Raw genomic sequence first — 13,081 nt, forward strand, 5'->3', positions numbered from 1 at the left:
GACCCTACAAAACCTCGCAACCGTAGGGTCGCCATTTATGGCGACCTTCATCCCAGAAACATAAATAACTCAACCGAACTCCACCGAATTCTGTTTCGAAATTAACGATCTCAACGGCACGCTGCTTTTCATAATCGGTGATTTAATCACGATATAACTGAAGTATTTATCGATGCCGATCTGCGCATCCAGCATCTTCTCAATCACTTCCTGGTAATGTTCAATGCTGCGGGTAATAAAGCGCAGCAAATAGTCGTAACCGCCGGTGATCAGATGACATTCCATTAACTCATCCACCTCACGCACCGCATTTTCGAATTTCATAAAATCTTCGCGGCGATGGCCAGAGAGCGTGACTTCGGTAAATACCGTCACGGAATCGGTGATTTTGGTCAGATTGATGTGGGCTTCATAACCGTTGATAAATCCGGCTTGCTCAAGACGCTTGACGCGTTGCAGGCACGGACTGGGCGAAAGCCCAACGGCATCGGCGAGATTGACGTTGCTGATACGGCCATCTTTCTGGAGTTGCACCAGAATATTGATGTCGATGCGGTCGAGTTTCATTAAGCCGTTCATAGCACCCCTCATTGCCAACCGATTAGGTTTAACCTCCCGAAGATATAACACGCTTTAAGGTAAATGTGCTATCTCGTTAACTGGTTATACCAGCGGGAGGTTTTCAAATTACTGCAATAATTTCAATGAGAAAGCGCTTTTTAACCGAGTCGACCGCTGGCACGCGCGAGTGCGATATCAAAGATATGCAGCGCTTCTTCCAGTTGCGAATCGGTGGTGACCAGCGGCGCAAGGAAGCGCACAGTGTTGCGATGAATGCCGCACTTAATCAGCAGCAAACCTTCCTGACAGGCGCAGTCGAGAATTTTCTGCGTCATCGCCGCATCCGGCTTTTTGGTCTCGAAATCGACGATCTCAACCGCCTGCATAAAACCAATGCCGCGCACATCGCCGATGCAAGCGTACTTCTCGGCCAGCTGTTGCAGGCGCGCGTTAAGCTGCTCGCCGAGCTGATTGGAGCGCGCCAGTAGATTGTCGTTCTCCAGCAGATCCAGCACCGCCAGCGCCGCTGCACAGGCTAGCGCGTTGCCGCCGTAAGTGCCACCTAAACCGCCGGGCTGTGGTGCATCCATGATCGCCGCTTTACCGACCACGCCTGAGATCGGCAAACCGCCGCCGATACTTTTCGCCACCGTCACCAGATCCGGCATGATGCCGAGATGCTGGAAAGCGAACATCTTGCCAGTACGACCAAAGCCGGTCTGTACTTCATCGAGAATCAGTACAATGCCGTGCTTCTCGGTGATGCGGCGCAGCGCCTGCATAAAGTTAGCGCCAGCCTGCAGGAAGCCGCCATCGCCCTGCACCGGTTCGATGATGATCGCCGCCACGCGTTCTGGCGCAATCTGCACCGCGAACAGCTGATCCAGCGCTTTTAAGCAGTCGTCATCACTCACGCCGTGAAACGCATTCGGGAACGGCAAACGATAGATATCGGAGGGGAACGGGCCGAAGTTCTGTTTGTATGGCGCGGACATGCCGGTCAATGTGGTACCGAGCAAAGTGCGGCCATGAAACGCGCCGTCGAAAGCGATAATGCCGCTGCGTTTGGTGTGGGCGCGCGCAATCTTCACGGCATTTTCTACCGCTTCCGCCCCGCTGGTGAAGAACACGCTTTTGAAATCTTCACCGCCACCAACCAGCGCATTGAGGCGTTTCGCCAGCTCGATGTAGCCCGGATACGCCACCACCTGGAAGCAGGCGTGCGACACTAAACCGAGTTGTTTGGTGACCGCGTTGACCACCGCCGGATGGTTGTGCCCGACGTTGAGCACGCCGATGCCGCCAACGAAATCGAGATAGCGATTGCCCTCAACGTCCCATACTTCGCTGCCTTTCGCCCGCTCGATCACCAACTGATGCGCAGTAATGACGCCACGTGGCACATGCTGCTCACGCGCGTCCAGTAACAGGCTGTTATCGGAATATGTTTGCTGCTCCGCCATGACATTCTGCATTTTTAAAACCCCTTTCCACGTAACGTTCGGATGGCTCAAGTATCGCAACCTGTTGGTTTCTCACGCTGCCGTAATCCAGCGGGCAGCGGCATTTCCTGTCAAAATCCACCGCCAATCAGCAGGGAAATTCTGCACCCAGCGCATGCCGCGCCAGCGCCGTCAGCGTCTGGATACCGTGCGGAATAAGCTGATCGTTAAAGTCGTAGGCCGAGTGATGCAGCGGCTGGCTCGGCGCAGAGCCAATCCACAGATAGGCGCCGGGACGCGCCTGCAACATAAAGGCGAAATCTTCGGAGGTGAGCGCCGGCTGTTTGGCCTGTTGTGCGTGAATACCGGCCTGATTCAGCGCGTCTAACGCCAGCTGCGCCATCGCCGCGTTATTCACCGTGGCCGGGTAATAACGCAGATAGTTCACGTCCGCCTGCAAGCCATGTGCGGCGGTGACGTGCAGCGCCATTTCACGCAGACGGTTTTCGATGATGTCCTGCGCCGCCGGGCTGAAGGTGCGCACCGTGCCGGTGATGCTGGCTTCTGCCGGGATCATGTTGTGCGAGAAGCCGCCCTGCATGCGCGTCACGCTAAGCAAGCCGGGTTCGCAGGGATCGAGCGCGCGCGCCACCAGCGTGTTGAGTTGCACCACCAGTTCGCTGGTCGCCAGCAACGTGTCACGCGTCAGATGCGGCTGCGCGGCATGTCCGCCGCCACCTTCAACGGTGATATCGAAGCGATCCGCCGCCGCCATGATCGCGCCGGGCCGCGTGTGCACTTCGCCGAGCGGCAGTTCCGGCCAGTTGTGCAGCGCAAACACCGCATCGCAGGGAAACTGCTGGAACAGGCCGCTATCGATCATCGCTTTCGCACCCGCCAATCCCTCTTCGGCAGGCTGGAAGATAAACACCAGCGTGCCGTTGAAATCGCCCTGCTCGGCCAGTTCAATCGCCGCACCCAGCAGCATCACGGTATGACCATCATGGCCGCAGGCATGGCACACATTATCGTGCACGCTTTTCCACGGCTGATTGCCGTTATCCTGCATCGGCAGCGCATCCATATCTGCGCGCAGGCCAATCATGCGCGTGCCGTTGCCGCGTTTCAGCACGCCGACCACACCGGTTTTACCCAGCCCGCGATGCACCTCAATGCCGTGCTCATTTAACAGCTGCGCCACAATGTCGCTGGTGCGCTGCTCCTGATAGCCCAGCTCGGGATGGGCGTGCAGATCCCGTCGCAGCGCGACTAATTGTTCCAGTTGCATCTCAGTATCCCCGGTTGCGATCGATCAGGCCGACCATCGGTTCGCCGCGTTGGTAGCGGCGCAGATTGTCGAGCAGCGCGGCGACGGCGCTGTCGGTTTGTGTTGCGCTGGCGATGTGCGGCGTCAGCCAAATAGCCGGATGCTGCCAGAACGGATGTCCAGCGGGCAGCGGCTCGGGATCGATGACATCAATCACCGCCGCGCTGAGTTTGCCGCTTGCCAGCGCTGTCAGTAAATCCGCTTCGTGAAGTTGCGGACCGCGTCCCACCTGCACCAGCGCTGCGCCGTCAGGTAGCTGCGCGAACAGCTGCGCATTCAGCAAGCCGCGCGTGCTGTCGGTGAGCGGCAGCAGGCACACCAGAATGTCGCTGTGCGCGAGGAAATCACTCAGTTGATCGCTGCCGTACCAGCAACGCACGCCGCTGATTTCACGCGGGGTGCGGCTCCAGCCAGCGCAATCAAAACCCAGCGACACCAACTGTTTTAACGCCGCCTGGCCGAGTTCGCCGAGGCCCATCACGCCAATACGGCGCTGGCTGGCGGTGCGAATTGGGTGAGTTTGCCACTGCTCGGCGCGCTGCTGCTGAAAGTAGCGCGGCATATCGCGATGTAAGCCAAGCACCGCGAAAGTGACGTACTCGACCATGCCTTGCGTCAGGCCCGGTTCGATCATGCGCACCACCGGCAAATCCGGTGGCAGTTGGCTGAGATCGAACTGATCCGCGCCCGCGCCGACCGATAACAGCGCTTTGAGATTGGGAAAGGTGCCCATCAGGTTTTCCGGCGGCTGCCACGCCACCAGCAGTTCAACCTGCTCGGGATCGCCGATATCCGGCCAGATGTGCAGCTGAATATCCGGCGCATGTTGCGCCAGCCATCGCTGCCAGTGCGCGCCGCGCGTGGCTTCTGATTTGTAGACGATATGCATCAGGCCATCGCCTGGGTCATCAACCCGAACGCCTGCATCTTACCTTGCTGCGGTGACCACGGCGTACCCCGAATCATGGTGGTCGGCGCATCCACCTGCGCCAGGCCCAAGGTTTCCAGCCAGGCCGCCAGCGGCAGCGCGCCATCGGTATCAATACGCACGAACTCGCCGCGCAGGCCTTGCATCAAGGCGGAAATCAACGTTTGCGCGATATCGACATTCAGCGCGATCACCGGGCCAATTGCCCAGCCGTGACCGAAGCGGCGCAGGCTGGCAAAACCGTGCACGCGCTGTTTGGCATCCTGCAGCAGCACGGTTTGGAAATCGGTAATCAGGCTGTTGATCAGAGCTGGACGCCACATGCCGTGCGCCTGATGATCGAGTTCGATCAGCAGATCGGCGTCTGCGACTTGTGCGTTACGCAGCGTTAAACCGGCTGGAATAGTGACGGTTGGCACCGCCGCCAGTTCGCGCGTTTGATGCTGCTGAATGTGGCCGGTGACCTCAAAGCCGAGCTTCTGGTACAACCCTTTGCCCATTTCGGTAGCGTGCAGGCGTATGTTGTAGTCGGGGAATTTCTCCAGCAGCGCCAGCATCAGTTGCTTACCGGTGCCGCGGCCTTGAAACTGTGGATTGACCACCACCAAACCAATGGTTGCTGCCTGCTCGCCCCAGCGCCAGCCAAAGGCACTGCCGACGAATTCGCCGTTTTCTTCAGCGACCACGCCTTCACCCAGCGCTAGTGCCTGCTGCCAGTCTTCCCGGCGGTGCGGCCATTTGAGCTGTTGGGTTATGGCATAGCCGTGTTCGATGTCGTTTTGCGTCATTGCGCGTAGTGTGATCATGGTTTTCCTTGCTAGTGAGGTCGCCATAAATGGCGACCCTACGGGTTCTATGTATGGCGACCTGGCATTCACTCCGCCTTCAACACCTCTTCGTGCTCATCCAGCCAACCTTGTCGCAACTCTGGCACCGCGCGTTTCAGGCGTTCGAAATAGAGTTCGCTGGTCGGCTTATCGTAATCGGCGCGGGCAATCTGCGTGACGATTTTGCCGGATTTCATCACCACGATATCGTCGCACACCGCGCGCACCGCGTGCATGTCGTGGCTGATAAACAGCACCGACAATCCCAGTTCGCGGCGCAACTCGCTGATCAAATCCAGCACCGCTGCAGCCACCACGGTATCCAACGCTGATGTCACTTCGTCGCACAGTATCAAATCCGGTTCGGCCGCCAGCGCACGTGCCAGATTCACACGCTGCTTCTGTCCGCCAGACAGCGCCCACGGACGCCGCCATAGCACGGTGCGCGGTAGCTTCACCAGATCCAGCAACTGATGCAGACGCGCTTTGAGCGCCGCACCTTTTAATCCATGGAACAGCACCAGCGGACGCGTCAGAATCTGCTCGACGCTGTGCGCCGGATTCAGTGCGGTATCGGCCATCTGGAACACATATTGAATGCGGCGCAGCTCATTGTCCGGGCGCTTGTGCATATCGCCGTTAATGTAGTGGCCGTTAAACAGAATATGGCCGTGACTTGGCGCGTTGAGTCCGGCAATGGCGTGCGCCAGCGTGGTTTTACCCGAACCGGACTCGCCAATGATGCCAATCGCCTGCCCTTTCCACAGCTTCAGATTGATGTCTTCGAGAATACGAATTTTTGGCTGACCGTTGCTGTCGCGCGGACCGTAACCGGCGCTGAGATCGCGCACCTCCATCAGCGGCTGCATATCCGCCTCGGCGCAGGTCCAGCTGCTTGGGCGCTCTTTTTGCCGCGCCGCATCCATCAGCAGTTTGGTGTAATCCGCCTGCGGTGCGCCAATCAGCCGTTCGGTGGTGCCGTACTCGGCCATCTGGCCGCGCAGCAGCACCAGAATGCGGTCGGCCATCTGCGCCACCACCGCCAAATCGTGGCTGACGTAGATCGCCGTCACGCCGCGCTGCGCCACCACACGGCGAAACGCTTTCAGCACTTCCACCTGCGTCGTCACGTCGAGTGCGGTGGTCGGTTCGTCGAGGATCACCACATCCGGATCGCCAATCAGCGCCATCGCCGTCATCAGACGTTGCAGCTGACCGCCGGAAACCTGATGCGGAAAGCGGTCGCCGATGGTGTCGGGATTAGGCAGCGCCAGTTCGCGGAACAGCGCAATCGCCTTTTGTTTGGCATCTTTGCGCTTCATGGTGCCGTGAATCACCACCGGCTCAATCACCTGATCGAGAATGCGCATGCCAGGGTTAAACGATGCCGCCGCACTCTGCGCGATGTACGCCACTTTGTTGCCGCGAAACTCACGCAGTTGGCCCGGCGATAGGCTGCGCACATCGGTGCCGGCCATGTGAATATTACCGTCGGCGATGCGACAGCCGTGGCGCGCATAGCCCATCAGCGCCATCGCAATGGTGGTTTTGCCGGAGCCAGATTCACCAATCAGCGCCAGCACTTCGCCCTTCTGCACCGTGAAACGAATATCGGAAACCAAATCGATCTCTTCACCTTTGTCGGTCTGCGCCGTTACGCGCAGGTTCTCCACCGAGATCACCGGCATGGCGGTATGTGGCGTCACGTTCATGCTCCCTCCTTCGCTAGCGTCAACGGACGCATCTGCTGCAGGCTATCGATAAACAGGTTCGCGCCAATGGTCAGGCTAGCAATGGCCACCGCTGGCATCAGCACCGCTGGCGAACCGTTGAACAGGCCCTGAATGTTTTCACGTACCAGCGTGCCCCAATCGGCATACGGCGGTTGCACGCCGAGGCCAAGGAAACTCAAGCCGCTCAGCAGCAGCACGATATAGACAAAGCGCAGGCCGAAGTCAGTGAGCATTGGATGCACCATATTTGGCAGGATGTCGTGGATCGCCACGTACCAGCGGCTTTCCCCGCGCAAACGCGAGGCACGCACGTAATCCATATTGCGCAGGCTGCTGGCCATGGCGAAGGCGATACGGAACGCGCCCGGCCAGTAAGTGAAGATGGCGGTGAGGATCAGCATCGGCAGCGATGAGCCGAACACCGCGACAATCATCAGCGACAGCACTTTGCCCGGCAGCACCAGCAGCGCATCGTTAACGCGCCCCAGCACCTCTTCCAGCCAGCGTCCGGCGACCGCCGCCAGCAGCGCCAGCAAGGTGCCGATGATGCTGGCGCACAGCGCGGCGCTGAGCGCTAAGCCAATGGAGAATTTCGCGCCGTAGAGAATGCGGCTGAGGATGTCGCGCCCCAGATAATCGGTGCCGAGCAGGTTGGCAGACGTCATGCCACCGAGCATCGGCCCGCCGCCAATGTCTTCGACGTTATGCGGCGCCAGTTGGTTACCAAACAGCGCCATCAGCAGCCAAAACAGCGAGATCAGCAGTCCGATGCGGCCCGAAAGCGACAGCGACTGAAACAGACGTACAGGCAGCAGTAACGTATTCATCAGCTTCTCCATTTCGGGTTAAAGGCGATGGTGAGGATATCGGCCGCCAGCAGCAGCACCAGATAGCAGGCGGCGAACAGCATGACGCACAGCTGCACCACCGGCAGATCGCGATTACTCACCGCATCCACCAGCGCACTCGCCAGACCGGGATAGCTGAAGATCGATTCGATGATGATCACGCCACCAAACAGATACGACAGGCTGAGCGAGATGGCATTAGCAATCGGCCCGACCGCATTTGGCAGCGCGTGGCGCAACACCGCGCGCAGCGGCGAAACGCCTTTCAGCAGCGCCATCTCCAGATACGGGCTGTCGAGTTGGTTGATGATGGCGGAGCGCGTCATGCGCGCCATCTGCGCCACCAGCACGCAGCACAGCGTTAACACCGGCAGCGCGTAGGCTTTGAGGTAGCTGATAACGTCCATGTCCGGGCTGCCGAACGACATCGCCGACACCCAATGCAGTTTTACCGCGAAGATCAGCACCGCCACCGTGGCTACTAAAAACTCCGGCACCGCGACGGTTGCCATGGTGCTGATCACCAGAAAGCGGTCCAGCGCCGAGCCGCGATTCATCGCCGCCACGATGCCGATAATCAGCGCCAGCGGCACGCAGATCACCGTGGTGATGCCGGCTAACTCCAGTGTGGCGGGAATGCGCTGCTCCACCAGCTGTAATACCGGCAGATGGCTGGCGAACGAGGTGCCGAAATCCCCCTGCAACATGCCGGTGAGCCAGGTGAAGTAGCGCACCAACAACGGCTGATCGAGTCCCAGCTGCTGGCGCAACGCCGCCACCGTTTCCGGCGTGGCGTTTTGCCCGAGTATCATCTGCGCCGCGTCGCCGGGCAGCAGGCTGGTGATGAAAAACACCACCGCCGAGACGATAAGCAAGGTCAGGATGCCTGCGCCTGCGCGCCGGGCAATCAGGAACAACATGTATCGGTTCATCGGCGATCTCCTTGTAGAGAATCTTCAGGCGCTGATTATGCGGTCGCCATGAATGGCGACCCTACGGTGCGGTGCATTTATGTCGTGATGCCGAACAATCAGGCATTCAGCCAGGCGAACTCATGGAAGCGATAACCCATCATCATGCCGCTTGGCCAGGCTTCTACGCCGCCCACTTTCTTGCTGTAACCGTCGGTGGAGCTGATAAAGGTTGGGATGATGGTGCCGCAGTGATCGTAAATCAGCTTCTGCATGTCACCGTACATCTGCTTGCGTTTGGTCTGTTCGCGCTCGCCGCGCGCCGCCACCACCAGCTGATCAAACTGTTCATTCTTCCAGCCCGATTCGTTGTTGGATGCGGTGGAGAGATAGAACTGCGAGAACAGCATATCCAGCGTCGGGCGCGGGTTGATTGAACCGTAGCCGACCGGATCTTTGGTCCAGTGCGTTGACCAGTAACCGTCATACGGCACGCGGCGCACTTTGATGTTCAGACCGGTGCTGCGCGAAACCTGCTGAATCAGCTGGCCGCCCTCCACCGAGCCTTCAATGTTTGGCGTGGTGATAATCTCCACCGTCGCACCTTTCATACCGGCTTTCTCGATGTGGAATTTGGCTTTCTCGGCATCGAGCGGACGCGGTTTGAGATCGGCGTTATACAGCGGATGCCACGGCGGTACCGGCGTATCGTTACTGACGTCGCCGTAGCCTTGCAGCACGGTTTTCACCAGGATGTCGCGCGGCTGCAGGTACTTCATCGCCAGCACGAAATCTTCGTTGCTGCCCGGCTTCACGTCAGTACGAATGATTAAGTTGGTGTACATGCCGGATTTACTCTCCAGCACGCCGAAATCCGTGGTGGCTTTGATGCGGTTGCAGTCGGCGGCGCTCAGGGTGGAGACGATGTGCAGATCGCCCGACATCAGCGCATTAACGCGCGCCGCCTGATCGGTGACGCCCAGCAGCTCGACTTCATCCAGATGCGGCAGGCCCGGCTTGAAGTAGTTGGGGTTTTTGACGCCAACCGAACGCACGCCCGGCGTGAACTCTTTCAGCTTGAACGGGCCGGTGCCGATGCCTTTGCTGAAGTCTTTGGTGCCGTCCTGCACGATCAGGAACGGCGCGCTGGCCAGCATAAACGGCACGTCGAAGTTGGCTTGCGCCAGCTCCAGCGTCACTTCATTGTCGTTCACCGCGGTGAAGGTTTTGAACTGATCGGCCAGCTTGAAGGCGTTGGACGCCACCGCCGGATCTTTGTGGCGGCTCAACGAGTAGATGACATCTTTGGCGGTCAGCGGTTTGCCGTCGTGGAAGGTGACGCCTTTGCGCAGTTTAATCTGCCAGGTGATGCCGTCGCTGGAGTCGATGGATTCCGCCAGCGCCGGTTGCACCGCGAGGCTTTTATCCAGTTCGGTCAGGCCGCTGTAGACCATGAATTGACGGGTGTAATCGCCGCTGTTGTTGCCTTTGGCCGGATCGAGCGTGTCGGTGGCGGAGGCGTTAGACATGGCGGCGCGCAGCTTGCCGCCTTTCACTGGGGTGGTTGCCGCAAAACTCATCTGCGGGAAAGCGATTAAACCGCTGCTCATCACGGCACCGGCAGACAACAACTTCATCAGGCCACGGCGCGACATCGACCCTTCGGTCAACATGCGGGTTAAGGCCGGATTTACAGCGTCAGACTCTTTATTGAATTTACTCATCTGCACACCCTCAATATGAATTGTTGTTGATTTCGTTGTTCGTCTTTTAGGCGGTCGCCATAAATGGCGACCCTACAAAACCTGCGTCATTCGTACGATTTCATCCGCACGGTCGCCATGAATGGCGACCCTACAAAACCGCGACATTCGTACGATTTCATCGGCGCGGTCGCCATAAATGGCGACCCTACAAAACCTCGCCGTTTTCAACGTAGGGTCGCCATTTATGGCGACCGTTTCGATGACCGCAGGATCCCGGTTTTCACGACAACCGATCCTTGGCTTTGTAATACAAACCCGCCAGGGGCAAAAACCACGGTTTCCCGTGGTAACCGGGCAGCGCAGGCCAGGTGTCGCGCTGCCAGGGGTTTTCGTTGCGTTTCTCCGCTAGCAGATCGGCCATCACGCGGCCCATCCACACCGACATCTGCGTACCGTGGCCGCTGTAACCCATCGAATAAAACACGCCATCCTGTTCACCGGCATGTGGCAAGCGGTCGGCGGTCATATCCACCATGCCGCCCCAGCAGTAATCGATGCGCGACTTGCCCAGCTGCGGGAACAGCGCGGTCATCGCTGCACGCAGCACGTCGCCGCTGCGTGTGTCCGACGTCGGATTGCTCACCGCAAAGCGCGCGCGGCCACCAAACACCAATCGACGATCCGACGTGGTACGGAAGTAGTTGCCGATATTCAGCGAGGTCACGTAGGTGCGGTCTTTCGGCAGCACCTGATTGATCAGTTCGTCACCAAGCGGTTCCGTCACCACAATAAAACTGCCGACCGGCACGATGCGGCGCTGGAACCACGGGAAAGGCCCTTCGTTGGAGACGCCGGTTGCCATCATCACTTTGTCGGCGATGATCTCGCCCTGCGCGGTGATGACGCGGTGGCGATAGCCGTCGAGGCGCGTTAAGCCGGTCACTGCGTGATGTGGGTAGATTTTCGCCCCGCTGCGCGCCGCCGCTTCCGCCAGCCCGATACCAAACTTGCCCATATGCATCTGGCCGCCACGCTTCTGCAGCAGGCCACCGTGAAAGGCATCGCTGCCCACTTCACGGCGAATATCATCTTTGCTAATCAGCTCGATTTCCGGATCAACGGTGTCGCGCATCAACTGCCACGCGCTGCGCAGGCCGGGAAAATGCGAGGCTTTACTGGCGAGTTTCAGCTTGCCGCACAGACGAAAATCGCAATCAATCTGCTCTTCGCGCACCAGCTGTTCGACGTAGCTCACCGCATCGTCATAAGCACGATAGAAGCGGCTGGCCTGCTCGATTCCCTGGCTCTCCACCAGCGAGGCAAAGTTCTGCGCCACGCCGGTATTGCAGTGCCCACCGTTACGCGCCGACGCCTGACTCATTACCTCGCCGCTCTCCAGCAGCACCACGTTGATGCCGCTGCGCGCCAGGTTGAGCGCCGTCGAGACGCCGGTAAAGCCGCCGCCAATCACCACCACCTCAGCGGTGCTCGGCAGTGCGCCAGTGGCTGCGCCGCTAAAGGTCGGTGCTGTGGCTTGCCAGAATGATTCGAGTTTCATCGCCGCCTCCGGGCTTAGAGTCCAACCACAGCGGCCAGACCGCCGATATCGTTGATTTCGGTGTATTGATACGCCGGATTGGCCGGATCGTGACCGCGATTGACCCACACCTTGTTCTTGATGCCCATGTCGTAGCAGGTCATCAGGTCATAACGCAGGCTGGAGGAGACATGCAGAATCTCTTCCGGGCCGCAGTTCAGCTTGTCGAGCATGTACTCGAAGCCTTTCATCTGCGGCTTGTAGGCACCGACTTCTTCGGCGGTGATGGTCATATGGATCGGCGCGCCAAGACGCGGCACGTGATGCGGGATTAAATCGTCCATCGAGTTTGTGAGCAGCACCAGCGGGAACTCTTTGGCCACTTTGGCTAAACCGGCGGGCACGTCAGGATGTGGACCCCACGTGGCGCAATCGGTAAAGATAAAGTCGCTGTCCGCCTGGCTCCACGCCACGCCCCACTTTTTGCAGGTGCGCTGAATGGCATCGCTGACCACGTCGTAATACGGCTTCCACGCGCCAAGCACTTCGTCAAAACGGTAGCGGGCGAAATCGGTGGTGAACGCCAGCATCTCCTGTGCGGATACACGATCTTTGAAGCAACGTTCGGCTGCGCCTGCCATGTCAAAATTGATCAGGGTGCCGTAGCAATCAAAGGTGATGAATTTCGGTTTAAACAGTGCCATGAAGCGACCTCGCGGTTGAGAACACAAAATTAGAAATCGATTAACACGCTTTTCTGGCGCTGACAGGCCTGGAATGCCTGACGTCCCAGATCCTTGCCAATGCCCGAGCCGAGGAAGCCGCCGGTTGGGATAATGAAATCGCCGGAGCGGCCATAGCGATTGACCCACACGGTGCCGGACTCCAGCGCGCGCACCGCACGCAGCGCACGCGGCAGACTCAGCGTATGCACGCCGGCGCACAGGCCGTAGGTTTCGTGTGCCGCCAGCGCCAGCCCTTCTTCCTCATCATCAAACTGTTGCACGGTGAGCACCGGACCAAAAATTTCCTGCTTCACCGCCGGGTTATCGTGGGCAACGCCGCACAGCAGCGTTGGCTGCCAGAACCAGCCTTCTGCGGTGTCGGCAAAGCGTTCGCCGCCGACCAGCACTTCCGCGCCCTGTGCTTTGGCATCGGCGATTACTGACGCCACTTTGTTGCCCTGACGCGCATCGATCAGCGGCGCATAGCGGCTGCTCTCCTGCCAGGTCACGCCCGGACGCGGCTGCTGACAGAGCGC

Annotated in this window: 12 protein-coding genes; all 12 read right to left on the reverse strand. The window is 59.0% G+C overall.

Annotated elements, in window-relative coordinates; genetic code table 11:
- Positions 1–69 precede the first annotated feature (69 nt).
- A complete protein-coding gene (locus tag RTY00_RS08920) occupies positions 70–579 on the reverse strand; it encodes an Lrp/AsnC family transcriptional regulator (RefSeq protein WP_008109584.1) in 510 nt (169 codons plus the stop codon).
- A 140-nt stretch (positions 580–719) separates the two neighbouring features.
- On the reverse strand, positions 720–2,036 hold the full coding sequence (gene gabT, locus RTY00_RS08925) for a 4-aminobutyrate--2-oxoglutarate transaminase (RefSeq protein ID WP_312664163.1): 1,317 nt from the start codon (positions 2,034–2,036) through the stop codon (positions 720–722).
- A gap of 115 nt (positions 2,037–2,151) precedes the next feature.
- Positions 2,152–3,285, reverse strand: a complete 1,134-nt coding sequence (locus RTY00_RS08930) for a M20 aminoacylase family protein (protein WP_312664172.1) — start codon at positions 3,283–3,285, stop codon at positions 2,152–2,154.
- Positions 3,286–3,292: 7 nt separating this feature from the next.
- Positions 3,293–4,219, reverse strand: coding sequence for a glyoxylate/hydroxypyruvate reductase A (locus tag RTY00_RS08935; protein ID WP_312664164.1), 927 nt, complete (start codon positions 4,217–4,219; stop codon positions 3,293–3,295).
- A complete protein-coding gene (locus RTY00_RS08940) occupies positions 4,219–5,064 on the reverse strand; it encodes a GNAT family N-acetyltransferase (RefSeq protein ID WP_312664165.1) in 846 nt (281 codons plus the stop codon). Before RTY00_RS08940 ends, RTY00_RS08935 begins: the two co-directional genes overlap by 1 nt.
- Before the next feature lie 68 nt (positions 5,065–5,132).
- The gene (locus tag RTY00_RS08945) at positions 5,133–6,797 is read right to left on the reverse strand and encodes an ABC transporter ATP-binding protein (RefSeq protein WP_312664166.1); all 1,665 of its coding nucleotides are present in this window, start codon (positions 6,795–6,797) and stop codon (positions 5,133–5,135) included.
- Positions 6,794–7,645, reverse strand: a complete 852-nt coding sequence (locus RTY00_RS08950) for an ABC transporter permease (protein ID WP_312664167.1) — start codon at positions 7,643–7,645, stop codon at positions 6,794–6,796. Before RTY00_RS08950 ends, RTY00_RS08945 begins: the two co-directional genes overlap by 4 nt.
- Positions 7,645–8,598 (reverse strand): ABC transporter permease, encoded by a 954-nt coding sequence (locus RTY00_RS08955; protein ID WP_008109594.1) that lies wholly within the window; start codon positions 8,596–8,598, stop codon positions 7,645–7,647. Before RTY00_RS08955 ends, RTY00_RS08950 begins: the two co-directional genes overlap by 1 nt.
- A gap of 98 nt (positions 8,599–8,696) precedes the next feature.
- Positions 8,697–10,301 carry an ABC transporter substrate-binding protein gene (locus RTY00_RS08960; protein ID WP_312664168.1) on the reverse strand — a complete coding sequence of 535 codons (1,605 nt, stop codon included), beginning with the start codon at positions 10,299–10,301 and terminating at the stop codon, positions 8,697–8,699.
- 262 nt (positions 10,302–10,563) lie between these two features.
- Positions 10,564–11,841, reverse strand: a complete 1,278-nt coding sequence (locus RTY00_RS08965; RefSeq protein ID WP_312664169.1) for an FAD-binding oxidoreductase — start codon at positions 11,839–11,841, stop codon at positions 10,564–10,566.
- A gap of 14 nt (positions 11,842–11,855) precedes the next feature.
- The gene (locus RTY00_RS08970) at positions 11,856–12,524 is read right to left on the reverse strand and encodes a haloacid dehalogenase type II (RefSeq protein WP_312664170.1); all 669 of its coding nucleotides are present in this window, start codon (positions 12,522–12,524) and stop codon (positions 11,856–11,858) included.
- A gap of 29 nt (positions 12,525–12,553) precedes the next feature.
- Positions 12,554–13,081 (reverse strand): aldehyde dehydrogenase family protein (locus tag RTY00_RS08975; protein WP_312664171.1); only part of this gene is annotated, 528 nt, incomplete at its 5' end.

Source organism: Pantoea sp. CTOTU49201 (assembly GCF_032054795.1).
Taxonomy (GTDB): domain Bacteria; phylum Pseudomonadota; class Gammaproteobacteria; order Enterobacterales; family Enterobacteriaceae; genus Pantoea; species Pantoea symbiotica.